The organism is Nocardia sp. CC227C (genome assembly GCF_030767025.1).
GTDB lineage: Bacteria > Actinomycetota > Actinomycetes > Mycobacteriales > Mycobacteriaceae > Nocardia.
Window position 1 is genome coordinate 327,965 of the sequence record NZ_JASITE010000005.1, and the last position, 19,745, is coordinate 347,709.

Sequence of the window (19,745 nt, forward strand, 5' to 3'; positions counted from 1 at the left end):
GTGCCTTGCAGACCGGCCCGGTCAGCGGCACGTTCCTGCAGAATCTGCGCGGACTGACCGCCACGCTGGAACGGCTACGCCTGGACCGGCAACTCGAAGAGGCCATCACCTGCGGAGCCGACCCCCTGCACCTGACAGTGGTCTTCGGTATCCCCGACACCACCGTCATCCGCTGGGCCACCAACGCACGACACCTGCGGATACCTCCGACCGGAACTGAAGATTCCTCCTACACCGCTGCGGCATCCGCCGTTCCAACCCTTCGAGGCGAAGGGTCAAACGATTCCAGCTAAGGTTCGGCACGTGGACGTACAAGTCATCCCAGGTCGGTTGATCGAGGTACCGACCCCGGACGCAATCGGCATGGACCGCCGGGCGTTCGGCGAATTCATCGGTCCCCAAGGCGAGCTCGCGTCGTACGCCTTCGGATGGACGACCGGCTCCGACCCTCACGTCGGCCGGTTCACCATCGGTATCGGGGCTGGGAACGCCGGTGGCGGCACATTCCACGCCGTCGTATTCGATCGCGACGGCTCATACGCGTTCTCACTCGTGGACGACCCATTCGAGCAGGTGCCGCAGGGCGGCCCTGACTTCACCGCGGACCAGGCCCGCGCACACCAGGATCTCCCATTCATCTGGTGGGTGGTCGACCGCGTAATGGAACGCGACACCCGCACCTGGTGGATGCGCCACTGGCTGTTCGGAACCCAATGCATCCAGACAATCGAGGTCTTCGAAAAGCAGGAACCCATCCTCTCGGTCAGCCACCACGATGACGGGATCTGGCAATTGATCGGCCCCACCGACGCCCGCGACCAGGGCCGAATCGGCCACCTCCACCACGCCATAGACGAAGACCCCGCCCTCATCGACGTTCTGGATCTGGAAAAGGGCTTCCGCAGCACCCGCCCCGCCCCCGGCAGCCCCTGGACGCCGCCCCACCGCACCGCGTGACCCGGAATCGATTGCCGACTGCGCGACCGCATCGAAGCGAGGTCGGACCTCACCGCGCCGACCGGCAGTCGTCGTACTATTCGCGCGGAACAAGGGATTCCGGACAGCTCCTCACGACGCAGCGGCACCGGGTTCGGCTTCAACCTGACTGCGAAGGCGCTGGCTCAAGGCCGATGATCACTCGGGTTCCTGGCGAAGATGCTTCAGTTCCCGTGAACCCGAGCACTTCTCGGGTTCACGAAAGATCAGGACGTCTTCGTGTGCGAGGAAGTAGGTCGGTAGGCCCGCGCGGCGTTGCTCTACACCGGCGAATCCGACCGTTCGGCGCGGCGACGCTGCCGTGCGGATGCGACCGGTTGCGCACTCTCATCGGGAGAAGGTTCGAGCGCTGGGAATCAGGGCTGCCGCCGCGGGTGCGGCGAAACAGATTGCGGCGCAGGCACTCAGTACCACGGTCGCACCGAAGGTTTCGAGGGCCGGGGCGATGAGCGCGAGACCGACGGGGGCCAGTCCGTAGGACAGCAGGAAGTCCAGGGATGACACGCGGGCCAGTTTGCCGGGTTCGACTTCGCGTTGCGTCGCCGTGAACCACGGCACGTTGAACAGCTCGATACCTACGCCGGCCACGGTGTAGGCCAGGAAGATGATCGCCGGGTGCACGGGCAGCAGCAGGCTCAGGGGGGCGAACCCGTAGCAGGCCAGCCCGGCAAGCGCGGCCCATCCCGGTGAGCGCGGCCGCCACCGGGCGACGACCACGGCTCCCAGGATGGCGCCGATGACGTAGGCGGTCGTCGCTCCCGCCAGCACGGCCTCCGTACCGTATCGGTCTCGGCTGACCAGGGGGAGCACGACACCGGTCGCGGAGTAGCCGGTCGCGATGACCGCGGTGAGCGCCCCCAGCCCGGCCAGGAACCACGGGTGTCTGCGGGCTTCGTGGACACCTTCGAGGAATTCGGCGCGGAATCCGAGATGTTCTCGTCTGTCCGCCATCATCGCGGCGCGCATCGGCACCGCCGGTGTCGGTTACGGCGACATCGTGCGGGTGATCGGCGCCCGTCTCGGGCTCGACGTGCAGCCGCTGTCCCGGTTGCGCGATTCGCTCATCTGGGATCTGCGGCTGCCCAGGGTACTGCTGGCCGGTGTGGTCGGGGCGCTCCTGGCTGTCTGCGGCGCGGTATTGCAGGCGGTGACCCGCAATGCGCTGGCCGAGCCGTACCTGCTCGGCATGTCGCACGGTGCGAGGCTGCCCACTGAGCCGATTGGGCCATCTCGCCGATGATCCCGTCGGCGGCTTTCCGAGGCGACCAGTCCGGGTCGTTGCCTCCGAGTTCCAGGAGACCGGTAAAGAATTCCCGCATGTCCTGACATGCCTTCTTCCGAAGGAGTTCGGGGTGACCCGCGAGTTCCGGAACGAGATGCGTACCCTCAGGTGCCGTCGTTTCAGAGCTGGCGATGGTGGTCGTCCTTTGGGTCGTTCCCGGAGCCGTCGACGGTACGTGAATCACGCTGGGCTGCACCGTAACTGTCGGTTCCGTTTCGTATTCTCAATGTCGTGAATCGATCGTCCGTCGCCGTGGCCGAGGCTTGGGCCGACTTTCGGAAGTTCCTGCCCGCAATCGAACTCGCCGGGGCTCGGACAGTGTCGCTACCGGACGGGCGATCCGTGATCAGCGGCTGGTATCTGTTGCGGTTCCACGACGACAGCTACTATGTGGGCGAATCCGTGGACCTGAGTCGGCGGATCGCCCAGCATGTGGCGAGGTGGGGTGACGTCGTCACCGCGCGGCTGCTGCCGCTGGTGGCGTCCAAGCACGAGCTGAAGCGGCACGAGCGGATCCTCACCCGCGAACTGGAAGCGCTGGGTGTGCCGCTGCGCAATGTGATCAACGCGGACATCACCACCGGGCGTGACGCGCTCGACGACCTGCTGTCGACGGTCGAGCAGGATCGATGGCTGGCCGATCCACGCACCTACAATGCCGCCGACACCACACCGCTGAAGCCCATGACGGCCCAGGAGATCCGCTACTCGAACCAAGCGCACCGCTACCACACCAAACCGGATGCCGCCGAAGTGACCGCACTGCTGCGCACCTTCGTGGAATCGTCTGTTCCGGCACCGCGGGCAACGGAGTTCCAATACTGGTCGGTCAGCACCGGAACCTACGGGGGAAAGCGCCGACTCTGCGTGAGCGTCGGCACGATGGAGGTATTCGTCGTCCGTGACGACCTGACGGGATTCCTCAACGTCCGTCGCAGCCTGCTGGTCCCCACCGGCGAGGCCGAGCGGGCATTCGGGCGTCGACATCCGCGAGCGCGGCTGCAGCACAGCGACTACGACGACGCGGACGGCGACGTCATCTCCATCCACTGTCCGAACCTCGATACCCTGCAGGGCATACTGGACGACCCCGAGGTCACCGCCGCAGCAGCCCGTTTGACTCTCGACGTGATGCGTAAACATTGCTGCACCTACACCCGTAACCACTGCCCGCAGGTAGTTGCCGCGGTCTACCCCGAGCATCGGCGGCAAACCCCGTCCCACTACGACATAGAACGCGCGCCCGTCGAACCGTCGCAGCCCACCCCAATGCCCCCCGACACGACAACCAGCGGGGACAGCGGGTCGACCGACGATCTGCTGACCGCGCCCGAACCCGACGATCTCGGCGACATCGTCTGCTACTGGCTGGTTATGCCAGGCTCCAAGAAGTCCGGCCGAAACCAGTTACGGGACTTCCTCGCTAGAGGCGAGTGGCGGATGGCGCCTCATCCTCGCTTCGAGGCCAAGGTGGCCGACATGCTTCCGGGTGAACGCATCGCGGTGCGGACCCGCCGCAATACCGGCGGCGACGAGATTCCGTTCGATCGGCGCGGAAACCTCGTTTCGGTCATGGACTTTCACCTGACCGGCACGATCACCGCCAACCCGGGTGACGGCTGTTCGGTCGAAGTCGCCTGGGACCCTGCTCCGCCCCGGCCGCGGTCGTACTTCCTGTACACCAACCAGGACGCGGTATGGACACTCGCTCGTGGGCTTCATCCGATCTGGGATGACGTGATCGGCTTCGTGTTCGACGGCAAACCACAGCAGAACATCGACGCTCTCCGGAATCATCGATTTTGGGCCGACCGTTTCGGCGACCGGTGAAGCTACCCGAAGCGGTCAGTGGTCTCGGCACGGTCGTCCGGTCGGCGGTCGATGGATACCGGACAGAGCCGTACGCCGAGCTCAGAGTGTGTCGCTCGGATAGGGCGCTGTGTGCCGCAACGGAAGACGTACAGCGGTGTCGTGCCGCCCGGTGCCGAGATGACAATGGGATCGGAGCACTTCCTCCTGGGTGAGGTCCAAGGCATACCGGTACGCCCGCACCGTCCAGCCGCGCACAATATGCGCTCACAGTCACCGCTGGACGCTCGCATTCGATCACACAGTCTCCAACAGTTCGCGCCCCACGATCTCGTCCGCGCTGGAACCAGCAGCGGTCGCACTCCGACTATTGATGCGCGAAGGTGTCGAGCATGGTGTGGCGGGAAGGGAGAGCGGTGGAGCGAACGCGTCCGCGGGGCGATGGGACGGTGGCGGCGACGGGTGTGCTGACCGCGGCCATGGGTTTCTCGATGCTGCAACTGTTCCTGATCGGGGCGCTGGGGCCGCTGATCGTGCCGGAATTGGGGTTGTCGGCGGTGCAGCTCGGGCTGACGACGACGGTCGGATTCGGATTGGCGGCGCTGCTGTCGCCGCTGGCCGGACGGGCGGTGGACGCGCTCGGTCCGCGCCGCTGCCTGGTGGCCCTGCTGCTGCTCGCCGGGGGTGCGCTGGGCCTGATCGCCGTCGCACCGGGTTACGGGGTGCTGCTGCTGGCGGTCGGAATCGGCGGGGTGCCACAGGCATTGGCGAATCCGGCGACGAACAAGGCCATTCTGGCGACGATTCCGGTCGCGCGCCGGGCGACGGTCACCGGGGCCAAGCAGTCCGGGGTACAGCTGGGCGCCATCGCCGCCGGGTTGCCCTTGACGCTGCTGGCCGGTGTCACGGATTGGCGCACGGCCGCCGGTGCTGCCGCCGGTGTCGCGGTGCTGGGCGCGTTGTGGGCCTGGCGCGTGCTGCCCGCCGATCCGGGCGACCGTCGAGACGGGGCCGGAATAGGCGGTGACCGACACGAACCCGCGGGCAGCCCGGTCGTGCGCTGGCTGGCGGTGTACTCGTTCCTCCTGGGAGCGGGCCTCGCATCGGTCAATACGTATCTGGCGCTGTTCGGTGAGCAGCGGCTCGGATTGAGCACCACCGTGGCAGGCGTTTCGGTGGCGATGCTCGGGCTGGCGGGCATCGTGGGCCGTATCGGGTGGGCGCGGGCGGCGGGGCGACCCGGAATGGCCGTGGTCCTGCCCGCCGGGCTCGCACTCGGATCCGCCTGCGCGGCAACATTGCTGGCGGCGGCGCTGTGGGCGACGCCGCTGATATGGGCGGCGGTGTTCGGTATCGGCTTCTTCGGCATGGCCGGGAACGCGGTCTCGATGGTGCTGGTCATCCAGCGTGCCGCACCGGGACGAGCCGGACGTGACTCGGCGCTGGTAGCGGCGGGATTCTTCGCCGGATTCGCGGTCGGCCCACCGGTTTTCGGTGCGCTGCTGTCCGGGAACGGCTACGGCGTGGGCTGGTTCCTCGTGGCCGGATCGTTCGCCGCGGCCGCTGCCGTCGCCGGGGCATGGGCACGACGCGACCGGCGAACACCGGATCGGTTGCGGGCATGAGTGAGCGCAGCGAGCGAACACCGGGCACAGCCGCGAGTGCGCCGGAGGCGAACGTCGGCGAGGTGCGGGGCTAGAGCGGATCCGGGCGAGCACCCGGTGTCGACGACGGAGCGGTCACCGTCGCACTGGACGCCGCGTTGGAGTGCGCCGCACGCACGCACGCCGACGTCCCCGCAATAGCGAGAATCCCCCGCTGCCGATCGGCCAACGCCCACGCCACCGCCCCGGTAGCGGCAAATGCCAAGACCAGAGCCGAAAACGACACCCCATGCGCCGATGTCGCCGCATGCCCACCAGCCGACAGCAGAACCCCGACCGCAGCGAACACACAGGCACGCAACACCCGCGTATCGGCGGAAACGGACGAACTATTCATGGCACCGCCATCATGGCACCCGGCGACCGTCCTGTCCGCAGTGGGCGCCACCACGGCTTTCCGTTTCGCCGATGATTCCGTCGAACCATCCCCATCAACAATCCGTTGCGGAAACAGCAATCTTCGTTGCTGTCCTCCGTCAACCGCGGGCACGCTCAGGTCATGAAGCGAGACATCTCGCACGACACCACGGTCACGCACCCGTGTGACCGGCACCGAACCGACGAGCGCACTACTCGACGACCAACCACTGCAAGAGGAGCAACTCAGATGAAGAACAACGAGACGACAGCCACCGACGTGCAGCTTCCCACCGTGTGCGCCCCGGGCGAGGGCCTGCGCGTCGCATCTGGCGGGATCGTATACCGCTTCCTGGCCACCAGCGCCGAAACCAACGACAAGTACTCCCTTTTCGAAGCCACTCTGCGTCCCGGGGAGGGCTCGCCGTTCCACGTGCACAGCCGTGAGGAGGAGGCGTTCTTCGTCTTGGACGGCGAGGTCGCCTTCTACACCGAGACCGAACGCATCCCGGCCCGGCCGGGGACGTTCATCAACGCTTCGATCGGGGTGGTGCGTGGTTTCCGCAACGAAACCGACCGCAATGCACGGATGCTCATCCTGGTGGCGCCCTCCGGACTGGAGGGCATGTTCCTGGAAGACGGCACCATCCTCACCGATCCGACGCAGGAGGCCCCCCGAGGCGGCACCGAGTGTCCGGTCGTCGCCGGGCAGTACGGGATCGAGGTCATGCCCTACGACCTGCCGCCCGTATAGCGCGGCTCGCACGGAGGTTCGAGAGCATGGAGAAAAATCGCGTCCACACCTTCAGGGACGACGCACTCGCCGATCTGGATGCGTGCGGGATCGCGGCGCGCATCGCCTCGGGCGAGGTCTCGGCGCGCGAGGTCGTCGAGGCGGCCATCGCACGGGCACACGACGCAGACCCGATTCTGCGTGGCCTCGCCATCGAAGACTTCGATCGAGCATTGTCCGCCAGTGACCATTGTGGCGGTGGGGCCTTCGGTGGCGTGCCGACCGCGATCAAGGACAACACCGCCATGGCCGGGCTGCCGACACAGTTCGGCAGCACCGCGTTTCGCGCCGCCCCGGTTTCGGCGAACGGACACTTCGTCGACCAGATGGTACGGACCGGAATGATCCCGATCGGGAAGACCCGGCTACCCGAGTTCGCGTTCAACGTCACCTGCGAGTACTCGCGAGACGAACCGGTCCGAAACCCCTGGAACACCGACTATTCCGCGGGCGGGTCGTCGGGCGGAGCCGCGGCGTTGGTTGCCTCCGGTGTGGTTCCCATTGCCCACGCCACCGATGCGGGCGGATCCATCCGTATCCCCGCGGCAGCGTGTGGTCTCGTTGGCCTCAAACCGTCCCGTGGACGCCTGGTGGAAGACATTTCGGAGAAGGCCATGCCGCTCAGAATCGCGGTGCAGGGCGTTCTCACGCGGTCGGTTCGCGACACGGCACGCATGATGTTCGAGGCCGAGCGCCGCTACCGAAACCCCCGACTGCGCCCCGTGCTCGACGTGGCCGGTTCCGGTCGCACTCGCTCGAGAATCGGGGTGCTGTCGGCTGCTCCCACCTCGAGCCCGGTCGACTCGGAAACGCGGGAATCCGTCCGGGTCACCGCTGATCTGCTGGAATCTCTCGGGCACCACGTCACCTCGATAACGGTTCCCGTTCGAGCGGACTTCATGCGGGACTACCTGCTGTACATGGGGTTGCTCATGACCTCCATCCGGAGCGCCGCCACCCAGATCGTCGGGTCCAGCCTCGACGAGGCCGAGCTCGAGGCGACCACCACCGGCCTCTGCGATCGGTTCCGGCGCGCCATCATCCGCACACCGATCGCTCTTCATCGACTTCGACAGGCGCAGAAGCGATTCAGATCGACATTCGACCACGTCGACGTACTGCTCTCGCCCGTGGTCGCGCACTCGACGCCGGTTCTCGGCCACCTGTCGCCGGATCAGCCGTTCGATTCGTGGTTGGAGCGATTGAGTGCCTTCGACTGTTACGCGCCGCTGAACAACATCTCGGGCACCCCTGCCATCACACTCCCGCTCCACCGAACGCGATCGGGTCTGCCGCTGGCATCGCACCTGTCGGCGAACATCGGAGACGAACGCACCCTGCTCGAGCTGGCCTTCGAACTCGAGGAGGCAATGCCGTGGGCGCGAATCGACGCCCAGCCACAGCCGATTCCGACTCCCGACCGGATCGGGAGTGTCGCTGCCGAGCGCGATGCCCCGTAATCGCCTCGGAGTTCCCTGAAAGAAGGCTGTGCCGTGAATCGTTGCGGCAGTGCGCGACTCCGATCCGGCGTCACGGCGAACGCGCTTCGATGCGCAAAGCTGTGTTCGCTGGTTCCAGGGTGATCGGGGCGGCGGCGTGCGTGCGGTGTTCCAGACAGGCGCTGACGAAGTCGTCGACGACCGGGTTGCCGGCCGCCCGGTGGCTGACGACCGCGATCTGGGTGGGGCGGAGGCCGTCGACCGGGCGGTACACCACACCGGGATGCCGGTAGACGATCGCGGCGACCGCCGGGACGATACCCACGCCGTATTCGCCGGCGACCGCGACCAGAAACTCCTCCGGATTGTGGGCGACGGCGGCGATGTGTACCGGATGCCCTTCGCGGGCGTCGACCGCGAGCCAGTGATCGCGCCAGGAATCCGGGGCGGCGGGCATCGCGACCACCGGCTCGTCCCACAGGTCCGAGAACGCAATTCGCTCGACCGCCGCCAGCCGGTGCGATGCCGGGAGTGCGACGCACTTGTCCTCACTGCGGATCACCTCGACCCGGTACCGGCCCTGGCCGGGGAACGGCACCCGCAGCAAACAGGCGTCGTTGCGACCGGCGGCCAGCTCCGCGGTGGGATCGGAGAGTTCGACCTGGTGCATCCGCACCCGCCAGCCCGGTCGGCGTCGGCCGAACGACGCGAGAATGTGTTCGGTGCTGTCGTCGACGGTCGTGCTGGCCATGAAACCCACTCGCAGCACTCCGGAATCGCCCCTCGCGGTCCGGCTGGCACCCTCGATGGCGCGCACGACTTGGCCGTAGGCCGGGCGTAGTTCACTGGCCAACTGCCTGCCCAGAGGCGTGAGGGCGATCCTGCGCGGATTGGATCGGTCGACGAGACGGCCGCCGATCCGCCGTTCCTGATTCTTGACCGACTGGCTGATCCGCGCCTGTGACAGGTGCAGACGCTGCGCGGTCCGGCCGAAATGCAGCTCATCGGCCAGGGTGAGCAGAATTTCGATATCCCTGAGATCCATACGTCCGTCCAGTCCGATCCTTATCCAGCACCGATAAGACTAGGTAATCAACGGTCGCCGAGTTCGGTGTTGCTCGGACTGCGAACGTCGGGCAGGCTGGTCATCCGTTGGCAACCGACAGAACGGACCCTCATGCGTAATTGTTTCCGCGCCAGTGTTTTCGCGATCGTCCTCGCGGCCGCGCCGGTGGCCGCCGTCGCCCCCGCCGGGGCTGTCCCGCTGGAGGAGCCGCGGCCCAGTGCGGCCCAAGCGGTGGGCGATCCCTGCTACAACCCTCGTGATCTGCCGTCCTATCTCTTCTGCCTCCTGACCCGGATACCCATTCCCGTCGGCCTCTCGTCCGAGTGATGACGGTGCCGGTCACAGTCGATCCAGCGATTCGCACGGGTTCGGCGAGCGGTACGGCCTGACCACGGGCGGAATCCGTTCCGATCGGCGTCGAGGCGCGGCCGCCGGGCGGAAGATCTGCGATGATCGATCCGATGGTCTCCCCGGATTCCGCCGCGCCGACCGCGGACGACTTCGAGCGCCTCGCCGGAGCGTTGCGCGCGGAACTGCACCTGCACTGCTACCGGATGCTCGGGTCGGTCCACGATGCCGACGACGCCTTGCAGGAATCCATGCTGCGGGCGTGGCGAGCACTGACCACCGGTACCGAGGTCCGCGAATTCCGTCCATGGCTGTACCGCATCGCGACGAATCGGTGTCTGACCATGCTGGAGAGCCGCCGACGTCGAGAGTTGCCGACGGATTTCGCACCGGGTACGCCCGCGGCCGAACGCTCGTGGCTGGAACCATATCCGGGCTCCGGTGTCGGGGAACCCGGACCGGAGGCCCGGTATACCGCCCGCGAGGCGGTGGAGCTGGCGTTCATCGCGGTGCTCCAGCAGCTTCCCGGGGTGCAGCGGATTCGGTCTGCCCGAAGCCATCGCCGACGAATCCACCGCGCCAGGATGAATCCGGCTCGCGCCGAGGGTCGTACGAGGTGTGGGAGATGCCCACCGACCGGCCCTGCGGACCGGTGCGCCGAAAGGACGACCACCGATGACGAACGACGAACACCGGATTCGAACCCTCATCGAGGCTTGGGCGGCAGCCGTCCGAGCCGGTGACCTCGACGGAGTACTCACCGGCCACACCGACGACATCGTCATGTTCGATGTGCCGCCCCCGCACGACGGGGTCCGCGGCATAGCCGCCTACCGACAGACCTGGCCGCCGTTCTTCACCTGGCTGGCCGACGGTGCCGACTTCGACATCCTCTCCCTCGACGTCACCGCGGGCACCGATGTGGCGTTCGCCCATGCCCTCCTGCGCTGTGGCACCCCCGACACCTACGCGAAGACCCCGGAGCTGCGGCTGCGGCTCACCCTCGGCCTCCGCAAGGTGGACGGGGAATGGCAGGTCAGCCATGAACACCACTCCTTCCCCGACTCCTCCATCCCCGATCCCACCGCGCTCATCGACGCCGCGACAACTGATCCGGGGTCGGGGACATGAGCCGGCTTCCCCGGTCATTCCGGGTGTCACCCACGGCGCGGCGAGCTTTCGCGGTCGGGCAGGGCCACCCGGACAACGGTCGCGACCTGCGCTCGGAGTTGATCGATGTCGACCTGTTCGGGTCCGCGGGTGAGCTCGTCGAACAGGATCCCGCCGACGAGGGTGATAGCCAGCCGGGCTCGGTGGGGGTCGCCGGTGAGCGCCGACGCCATCGCGTGGAACTCGGCGATGACGCTACCCATCGCCGACTCGATCAGTTCGCGGCTGCCCGGGTCGAGCCGCAGGATCATGCTGGCGCGACTGCGGATTCGGGCCGGGCCGAGCCAGTGCGCCAGGGTCGTGGTGGTGCCTTCGACAAGGAGGTCCGGGTCCAGGTCCGGGGTGAGCGGGCCGGGCCGGTACCGGTCGATATCGGCGCGTTCGAGCTCGCTGATGCGGTGTAGCACCGCGGCGAGCAGGTCGCTGCGCGCCGGGTAGTGGTAGCTACAGGTGCCCGGCGGCAGCCCTGCCCGCGCGTCCGTGGCGCGGTGGGTGAGCCCGCGCAGACCTTCGGTGCCGATGATGTCGGTCGCCGCGTCGGCCAGCAGGGTTTTGCGATTTCGCGCACTCCGTTCCACACCGTCGACACTACAGCTGTAGCATCCACTACAGCTGTAGCGGACTCGGCCGCACAGCCCGGACAAGGAGCGGCTATGCGTTATCTCCCCTATCGAATCGGCGCGTGGAGTTGGATCGCGACGGGCGGAATACACTCCACGGCCGACGTGGTCGCACGGTTCGTCGTAGCCGACACCCCCGCGGAACAGGTGATGCGCGGCGAACGCTTCGAACTCGCGGGCAGGTCGAACGACCTCTACACCCTGAACATGGGATTCAGCATCACCATGGGCTACAGCATGGTGCTGGCCGGCGTGCTGTTCCTGCTCGCCGCCCGCCGCGCCGACCCGATCGAGCGAACCCGTCCGATCGCCTTCGTCGGTCTCGCCTTCTCACTGGGTGCGCTCGCCCTCGCGGTGGCCGTCGTCAAAATGCCCCCGCCCATCCTCACCTTCGGAATCGCCAGCCTCGCCTTCAGTGCGGCGGTGATCACTCCGGTTCGGCAACCCGATGGCGGTGATCGGCACGCCGCGGCGGCCGGGAGCGCCTGATCCGACTTCGGCCACGACCGTGAGGGTTCGCTCTGGATCCCACCCCACGAACGGCGTTCGAACCCGCCGGGGCGGGATCACCGGCCGGCCGAGCGGACGGACATCCCTCATATCGGCCAACCAGCTCTATTCCACTGTGGCACCGCAACTTTCGGCGTTTAATTAAGGGCGTCGAAGGAGGCTTCCGATGCCCGTTCCACAGCTTGTCAAGGTCTACAGCCAGCGACGCTACCTCCACACCACCCTCGTGCAGCATCAAGGCACGACCGTGGCATTCGCGATGGACGACACCCGTCGCATCTTCTATTCGGTACTCGACATGTCGCGGGACACCGGAGACGCTTACGACACCGAGAACTGGGGTGACAACCCACGAGAGCTGAAGTTCCCGAACGAGATCGCGCAGGTGGGCTATGCCGCCGCCGGGGCGGCCGTGCTGCCGACCATCAAACGTGGCGGCCGCGTCGAGGCGAGCAGCTCGGAAACATTGCGCCCCGACGACATCGACCCGTTCCTGTCCACCACCGCGCGGCTGGGTGCGGCGGCGCCGTTCCAGGTGGTGTCGGACGGCACCAATGTGCTGGTGTTCCGGCAATCCATCGATGCGGCGCACGCGGACATGGTGTTCAAACTGCCGAACGGTACGGTGACCGGGACGGCCGGTACCGAACGGGTTGCCGTCGTCGACAACACGCTGCTGTGCGATCGATTCATCTTGGCGGGCAGCGAACTTCGTCCACTGATGGAGGTGCGCTACCAGCGCAGCCGTCAGCGCACCCGCCCGGAGTCCTACCGCGATACCCTGAGCACCAAGGACATGGACGGCTACCCGTTCTACGAGCCCACCCAGGAACTGACCTTCGTCCGCCACCTCACCGACGGCGCCTTCACCATTCTGCTACTGCCCACCCAGGTGACCGACGTCCGGCGCTGGCAGCTGTTCGCGCGCAACGGCACAACACAGCGCATCGACGCGTTCAATATCGAGCAGTCCGCCGACGGGCTGTTCAACACGATGGGCAGCCAGTTCTACACCAGCCCCGACCCCGCCCACACCGCAGCGGTTTTCGAACGACGCCCCGGCACCTGCCCGTTCACCGGCAAACCGCTGGTGCCCGTGGCGAGCAAATCCGACTTCGCCCAGACGGCCCTGCGGTTCAGCGGCACGGCCTTCACCTACGTCAACCTGCACAACCCGGCATCGTTGACGTTCACCACTCCGAAATGCACCGTGGAGGCCTGGATTCGGCCTACCGCACCGAATGGCACCATCCTCACCAAACACGACAGCAACCAGGTCCAGGGCACGTTCACATTGGCGCTCAGCGGCAAGGGAACGGTGACGGTGCGGCGCGGCGGCGCGGCGCTGCTCGAATCGGACCGCCCGGTACCGATGGGCACCTACTGCCATATCGCGGTCACCTTCGACGGCGACCGCGCGGAACTGTATCTGGACGGCGTGCAGTCCGGTGCGGGCCTGCTGCCAATCGGAACCCTCACCACCACAGATGTTTTGATCGGTGCGCAACAGGGCGGTGCCGCCTGGTACAACGGCGAGATCGATGAGATCCGCGTCTGGAACCGCACCCGGTCCCCGGCGGAGCTGGCGCGCGACCGCTGTCTCTGCCTGATCGGCAACGAGCCCGGGCTGATCGCCTACTACCGCTTCGACGAGGGCTCCGGCACAACGCTTTTCGACCGGACCGACAACAGGGCCGATGGCACGGTGAACAAGGCGACCTGGGTGACTTCCCACGCCCCCATCGGCGACCGACCCGGCATGCGCCGCGACAGCTTCACCTTCGCGGACCGCACCATCGTCTCCGGTCTGACCGCGACACTGTATTTCCAGCAGGAGAACGCTGTCGCCGGGTACGCCACCGATGAGAAACCCCTGAAGAAGCAGGCGCGGGTGCTGCTGGCCGGGGTCACCGCCGGTCCGCCGCCGCCCGGCGGCACCGCAGGCCGATCCTATGTCGCCACCCTGGATTTCGCGGTCGGCCGGGATGGTCGGCTGGCCCAGGTGCCGGACCGGATCACCCTGCCCGCGGTGGGCAAACCGGCGACGGCCCCGGACCTCGACCGCATCAGCGCACTCGAGCAGGCCATCAAGGCACTGCAGACCCGCATCGCGAACGACGAAGCGCTGCTGGCCCAACCGGTGCCCGACGCGCAGGCCATCGCGGCCTGGCAAGCCGAGCGCACCAGCGTCGCGGCCGAGGTAGCCCGGCTCCAGGCCCAGTACGACCGGGAGAACACGGTTACCAACTGGACCTATCGGATCCGCAATGCGATCGACAACTCGTTCATGACCGCCTACCCGGCCGGGGATCAGGGGATGCGGCTGACCGCGACCATGGACCCGCGCGAGGGCTGTGCGCTGTTCCGCATCCGCGATACCGGTGTACGCGCGGGCGACGGCCGTCCCTACTACCTCATCGCCCCGCCCTACAGCCCCGGCGGTGGCTTCGCCACCCCGCTGCGGGTGTCGGACGCGCGTCCGGGCAACAACCACGGCCCGCTGATCGGTCAGCCGCCGACCGGCGCCCCCGACGTGATCTTCTTCGACTTCCAGTACATGTCCCACGGTGTTCCCGGACCGGAGCCGGGCAGCGGTTCGTGGGCGCGGTTTCTGATCGACGTCGCGGACGCATCGTCCACCGAGGGCGAGATCATCGCCCAGTCCAATGGCAGGCAGGTGCTGTTCCGGCCGATGGCCAGCGGCAAGGACTATCCGGGCGAGGAGGATCGCTATCGCACCGTCAACGAGGGCGAGACCGTCGATCCCAAGGCGGTCCGCTTCATCTTCCAGCGCTACACCCTGCCCTCGGGGGTCGATGTCACGCTGCAGACCGCCCGCGACAAGCTCAGCGATCTCGACACCAAGATCGACGACGCGCAGCGCAAGACCGCGCGGATCGCCGAGGCGAAGGCCCGCATCGCCGCCGCCGAACTGGAACTGGCCGCCGAACTGAACGAATTGGCGGTCCTCACCGGCGGTGCGCAGGGCAGTGCCGACACGGTGCTTCCGATGCCCTATCTCGGCGCCGACCGCCGGGGACTCAGCTACGCGGGCGGCCTGCTGGCCTTCGCCTGGACCCCGGACACCCCGTTCCTGGCCGACAGCACCGTCGGTCATGTCGCCCTGTATTTCCGGGGCGGCGAGGGCCAGTTCTTCGCGGCCTATTACGACACCACGGTGTCGCGTTCCAGCCGCAAGCTGGCCACCGACACCGCGCCGCTGCGGCTCGTCAGCCGCGACGCCCTGATCGACCTCACCGGCACGACCGTGGTCGTGACCGACGGCGACACACCGCAACGCTGCACCGTCACCATCACCACCGGCACCGAAGTGGAGACCTTCCGGCAGGTGCCGCGCACTCCCGTGCAGTTCGCCAGCGTCCTCAACGGCGACCCCGACACCACCTCCGTCCTGGTCGGCCTCGTGCAGCAGGCCGACGCGAAAACCCTCACGCTGGCCGAACCCACGCCCAACGTCCTCCCGGGCGGGAGTGCGATCTCGGTGGGCGACAAGGCATTCCTGGTCGCCGCCCACACTCCCGCGGGGGCGAAGTCCCTCACCGTGGTGGCGGGCGACACCACCGGCATCGCCGCGGGGACCGAGATCCGGTCGGTGTTCTACGCCGCGGGATGGGCCACCGCCACCCGCGCCGGGGTCTCGCTGCACACCGGCTCCACCCGCATCCGCGTGGACGCCACCTCGACCACCGGGTCGGTGGTCAACGGCAGCGCCGCCGGTCTGGTCGCCGGACGCACCATGCAGTGGCGCGCCGAAGCTCCCGGACGCGCATTCAGCTTCGACGGCAAACAGAATCGGCTCGCACTGCCAGCGGCACTGCTGCCCCAGACCGCCGCCCCGGGCGATTTCACCCTGGAGGCCTGGATACTGCCGGACCGGGTGCCGGACAGCGCGCGGGTGCTGCACGCCAACACCGGTACCGGCGGCTCCGATTCCCGCTACACCCTCGGCGTCGCCCCGGCTCCGCTGCTGACCGCGCTGACCTTCGATGACGGCAAGGACCGGGTGGACTGCGGGCCTATTCCGCTGGGCGGCGACTTCACCATCGAGTTCCTCGCCAAACGTCAGGCCGTGTCCGGACGTACCGAGTTCCTCGTCGTCCAGGGCGATCCAACAGCGAACAATCTGCTGCACATCGGATTCCGCCACGACAACACGTTCGTCTTCGGCTTCTTCGGCAACAACGACCTGAACATCGCCACGGCCTTCACCGACCTGCAATGGCATCACTGGGCGGCGGTCTACGACCGGGCCAACGGCGTGCAGATCCTCTACCGCGACGGGGAGAAGATCGGCCAGCGCGACGTCGCCACGCCCTATGGGGGCGGCGGTGACCTCTACCTGGCCGGTTGGCCGCGAGCCCAGATGGCAGCCAAGGTCCGGATGGACGAGGTCCGCGTCTGGTCCCGGGTGCGTTCCGCGGCGGAGATCTATCTCGACATGGGACGGCGCGTCGGCGGACGCGAGACCGGACTGCTGCGCTGCTGGTCCTTCGCCGGCAAGCGCGCCACCGATCGCTCACCGGCCGGACAGGACGGACAGCTCGTCGGCAACCCGTCGCAAGCGCCCTCGAGTCTCGGCGGCCACCAGGTGTTCGCCGCACTCGGCGACCGGATCGTGCGCAGCCGGGACGCGTTCCCGACCAACGAATGGGAGCACCTGGCACTCACCGTGCGACCGTCCTGGGCGATCCGGCTGGACGGGGGTGGCTACCTCGACGCCGGGCGGGACGAGCCGTTCAATATCGTCGGGGACCTCACCCTCGAGGTCTTCACTACCGTCGACAGGATCGGCCTGATTCAAGGCCTGGCCTCGTTCGGCAGTGTCGGCAGCGGCGAATCCGGCGGGGTGCCCTACCAACTACAGGTGCTGTCCAACGGTATCCTGCGTTTCTCCTTCGTGGATCTCGACGGCAATGCTCAGCACCACGAGTCCACCCGCCCCATCACGGTCGGCGCCTTCCACCGGCTGGCGGTGGTCCGCAAGGGCGGCAACGAGATTCACTTCTACATAGACGGCGACACCGCCGGCACGAGCCGATACGAGGGCAGCGCCCCGCAGGGCGGCCCCGGTCCACTCGAGTTCGGCCGGGTGCGGGTGGGCTCGGCCGCCGCCGGCCTGCGCGGGACGCTGAGCGAGGTGCGACTGTGGCGGGTGGCCCGCTCCCCCGCCGACGTCTGCCGGGAAGCACCGCCACGCAGCTCGGGACTGGTGGCGCACTGGAGGTTCCAGGAGAACTCCGGGTACGTCACCGTCGACACCACCGGCACCTACCGCGCCGAACTCAACGACGCGAGCTGGACCAGGAGTCCGGATCCGGCCGCGAGCCCGGCGCAGCTGTACCGCAATGGCGAGGCGGTGGTCTTCGACATAGTCGGCGCCACCGACGATCTGCGGACCGCCGGATACGGCGACACCCAGTTCACCATCGGCGGCCGCCTGGTGGGCGGCACCCTGCAGGAGCCGTTCAGCGGCGTGCTGGAGGAGGTTCGGGTGTGGCACACGCTGCGCACCCAGGAACAGATCCTCGACAACCTGTTCACCCGGCTGAAGGGTGAGAGGGATCAGCTCATCGCCTGCTACAGCTTCGACCTCGCACTGGGCGCGGACGCCACATCCGCGTTGCGGGACAGTGGATTACGAGGCAACGATCTCGAGTTCGGCAGCACCGACCAGAAGCCCCGGATGGTGCTGTCCACCGCGCCGCTGTCCACCGACACCGCGCAGGTGCGCTCGGCGCTGTCGGGTGTGTCGACCGCCTTCCAGGACCGGATCAGCAATATCCCGGCGGCCACCGAATACGCCGACGCCCAGATCGACCACCAGGGGCGGCTCACCGGAGTGATGAAGCGCTGCTACAGCTATCGCCGCGGTGACAAGTGGTACCTGATCACCGGATACAAGATCGGCAATCTGGTCACCGAATGGATCGGCCAGGCACAGTTCGATCCGCAGATCATCGGCTATATCGAGGGCGCGCCGCCGGTGCCGTCGGAGAACCTCACCGGCTCGAGCACCGCCGACCTCACCGGAACCTCCAGTGTCGCCTTCCGGCAATCGGATTCGGTCACCGTCGCGCAGGCTTCCAACAGTTCCGACAGCACGAACTTCGCGTTCGAAGCCTCCTTGGAACTGTCGTGGAAGGCTGACATCCGCTCGGTCGCCGCACCGCTCGGCGTCGGTATCACCACACCGCTGGGAGAGGTGGCGCCGAGCGTGAAATTCGGTGGCGGATACAACTTCTCGCACGGATGGACCAGCGACCACAAGATCCAGCGCGGCATCGCCACCACCCGTGCCACCTCGGTCAAATTGACCGGTTCGTGGGAGGACCCGGCCAAGCTGCTCAATGCGGCGGTGGGGCGGCGTTTCCTACCGGCGAACACCGGGTTCGCCGTCGTCCGGTCCGAGACGGTCGACCTCTTCGCGATCCGGCTGGCACACAACAACGCGCTGGTCTCCTACCGGATTCTGCCGAGCCCGGATATCCCGCGCGACTGGAACCTCATCCCGTTCCCGATCAACCCCCGCTACACCAAGCAGGGCACCCTGGACGGCTCGATCGGTTCCACCGACGCCGGCAAGGTCCTCGATCCCGACTACCCGCAGGCCGCCGGGCGGGGAGAGTACAGCTACTTCAAACCGACCGAGGCCTACGGCATCAAGCGCCGGATTCAGCGCGAACAGCAACGGCTGCGCGGGCTCTACGCGTCGATGTCGACCACGCCACCCGCCGACCCCAATGCGAACGCCGCCGGTCGCATGCTCAACGAACTGTCCCGGCACTCGGTCGCCCCGCCCGACAGAAAGGGCTCCGACAGCGCCGCCACCGAGGTGGCGAAGAGCTTCGCGCGCCGCGATCTGGCCAACACCTACGTGTGGACCGCGGCGGGCGGATTCTTCGCCGAAACCAGCGAAACCACCGACGTGGTCTCCGAAACCATGGCCAGCTCTTACACCACCGGATGGAAGGCCTCCGGCGGCGGTGGGCTCTCCTTCGGCGTTTTCGGGGCCGGAGCCAGCATCAACTTCGAACTCTCCGGCGGGGCCTCGCACAGCACCACGCAGAGCAAATCCAAGGATGCGACCCGCGGCTTCGGCCTCGACGTCTCGTGCGGTCCCAGCGGCGACCTCAATCGCTACGACACCGGGGGCAAACTGGTCTTCGATGCCGCCGGGCGTCCGACCAAGGTGCCCGGCAAGGTCGACGCCTACCGCTTCATGACCTTCTACCTGGGCTCCGACAAGGCCAATTTCGAGGACTTCTACGGCAAGGTCGTCGATCCGGTCTGGCTCGCCCAGAGCCAGGACGCCAACGCCGCGGCCCTGCGCCAGGCCCAGCACTCGGCGAAGAAGCCGCCCTGCTGGCGCATCATGCACCGCGTCACCTACATCAGCCGCATCCTGCAATCCATCCCGCCGTCGACCGCCAGCCCGCTGGAGAAGGCGATGCGCGCGGAGAACATCGACAGCAACTTCGAGTTGATCAAACGCCTCGAACCCTACGTCCGCGACGCCACCGCTTCCCGCACCGAACTCACCGCCGCCACCAAGAACGCGCTGGCCCTGCACCTGCCCGAACTACTCCCCAACGCCGAGGACATCACCACCTACCTGGCCCAGTACTACGGAACCGCCTGACCGCCGCATCGAGCCCGACCGCCTCGGCGTC

Annotated in this window: 15 protein-coding genes; 12 read left to right on the plus strand and 3 right to left on the minus strand. The window is 67.4% G+C overall.

Features of this window, described 5'->3' with window-relative positions:
- Positions 1–5: 5 nt before the first annotated feature.
- Together QMO76_RS12615 and QMO76_RS12620 are read left to right on the plus strand one after the other, a co-directional pair.
- Positions 6–293, plus strand: coding sequence for a hypothetical protein (locus QMO76_RS12615; protein ID WP_306361424.1), 288 nt, complete (start codon positions 6–8; stop codon positions 291–293).
- A gap of 70 nt (positions 294–363) precedes the next feature.
- A complete protein-coding gene (locus QMO76_RS12620) occupies positions 364–957 on the plus strand; it encodes a hypothetical protein (protein WP_306361425.1) in 594 nt (197 codons plus the stop codon).
- Positions 958–1,323: 366 nt separating this feature from the next.
- Here the strand turns inward: QMO76_RS12620 and QMO76_RS12625 are convergent, their stop codons facing one another.
- Positions 1,324–1,950, minus strand: coding sequence for an MFS transporter (locus tag QMO76_RS12625; RefSeq protein WP_306361426.1), 627 nt, complete (start codon positions 1,948–1,950; stop codon positions 1,324–1,326).
- A gap of 43 nt (positions 1,951–1,993) precedes the next feature.
- Between QMO76_RS12625 and QMO76_RS12630 the strand changes: the two genes are divergently transcribed.
- From QMO76_RS12630 to QMO76_RS12650, 5 genes are all read left to right on the plus strand, one after another.
- On the plus strand, positions 1,994–2,236 hold the full coding sequence (locus QMO76_RS12630) for an iron chelate uptake ABC transporter family permease subunit (protein WP_306361427.1): 243 nt from the start codon (positions 1,994–1,996) through the stop codon (positions 2,234–2,236).
- 273 nt (positions 2,237–2,509) lie between these two features.
- Complete coding sequence (locus QMO76_RS12635; RefSeq protein WP_306361428.1) at positions 2,510–4,108, plus strand: hypothetical protein; 1,599 nt, start codon at positions 2,510–2,512, stop codon at positions 4,106–4,108.
- A gap of 395 nt (positions 4,109–4,503) precedes the next feature.
- Complete coding sequence (locus QMO76_RS12640) at positions 4,504–5,712, plus strand: MFS transporter (protein WP_306361429.1); 1,209 nt, start codon at positions 4,504–4,506, stop codon at positions 5,710–5,712.
- 646 nt (positions 5,713–6,358) lie between these two features.
- Positions 6,359–6,862 carry a cupin domain-containing protein gene (locus QMO76_RS12645; protein ID WP_306361430.1) on the plus strand — a complete coding sequence of 168 codons (504 nt, stop codon included), beginning with the start codon at positions 6,359–6,361 and terminating at the stop codon, positions 6,860–6,862.
- Positions 6,863–6,888: 26 nt separating this feature from the next.
- Positions 6,889–8,361, plus strand: a complete 1,473-nt coding sequence (locus QMO76_RS12650) for an amidase (protein ID WP_306361431.1) — start codon at positions 6,889–6,891, stop codon at positions 8,359–8,361.
- A gap of 70 nt (positions 8,362–8,431) precedes the next feature.
- Here the strand turns inward: QMO76_RS12650 and QMO76_RS12655 are convergent, their stop codons facing one another.
- Positions 8,432–9,385: a LysR family transcriptional regulator gene (locus tag QMO76_RS12655; protein WP_306361432.1), complete on the minus strand. Its 954-nt coding sequence runs from the start codon at positions 9,383–9,385 to the stop codon at positions 8,432–8,434.
- A gap of 132 nt (positions 9,386–9,517) precedes the next feature.
- Between QMO76_RS12655 and QMO76_RS12660 the strand changes: the two genes are divergently transcribed.
- From QMO76_RS12660 to QMO76_RS12665, 3 genes are all read left to right on the plus strand, one after another.
- The gene (locus QMO76_RS12660; RefSeq protein ID WP_306361433.1) at positions 9,518–9,733 is read left to right on the plus strand and encodes a hypothetical protein; all 216 of its coding nucleotides are present in this window, start codon (positions 9,518–9,520) and stop codon (positions 9,731–9,733) included.
- Positions 9,734–9,867: 134 nt separating this feature from the next.
- Positions 9,868–10,497: a sigma factor gene (locus QMO76_RS35345; RefSeq protein WP_372341965.1), complete on the plus strand. Its 630-nt coding sequence runs from the start codon at positions 9,868–9,870 to the stop codon at positions 10,495–10,497.
- Positions 10,430–10,885, plus strand: coding sequence for an SgcJ/EcaC family oxidoreductase (locus tag QMO76_RS12665; protein WP_306361434.1), 456 nt, complete (start codon positions 10,430–10,432; stop codon positions 10,883–10,885). The genes QMO76_RS35345 and QMO76_RS12665 overlap by 68 nt, the downstream gene beginning before the upstream one ends.
- A 26-nt stretch (positions 10,886–10,911) precedes the next feature.
- Here the strand turns inward: QMO76_RS12665 and QMO76_RS12670 are convergent, their stop codons facing one another.
- On the minus strand, positions 10,912–11,502 hold the full coding sequence (locus QMO76_RS12670) for a TetR/AcrR family transcriptional regulator (RefSeq protein ID WP_306361435.1): 591 nt from the start codon (positions 11,500–11,502) through the stop codon (positions 10,912–10,914).
- A 75-nt stretch (positions 11,503–11,577) separates the two neighbouring features.
- Here QMO76_RS12670 and QMO76_RS12675 point away from each other — a divergent pair, with 75 nt between their 5' ends.
- Together QMO76_RS12675 and QMO76_RS12680 are read left to right on the plus strand one after the other, a co-directional pair.
- Positions 11,578–12,033: a hypothetical protein gene (locus QMO76_RS12675; RefSeq protein ID WP_306361436.1), complete on the plus strand. Its 456-nt coding sequence runs from the start codon at positions 11,578–11,580 to the stop codon at positions 12,031–12,033.
- 187 nt (positions 12,034–12,220) lie between these two features.
- Positions 12,221–19,714 carry a LamG-like jellyroll fold domain-containing protein gene (locus QMO76_RS12680; protein WP_306361437.1) on the plus strand — a complete coding sequence of 2,498 codons (7,494 nt, stop codon included), beginning with the start codon at positions 12,221–12,223 and terminating at the stop codon, positions 19,712–19,714.
- Positions 19,715–19,745: the final 31 nt, after the last annotated feature.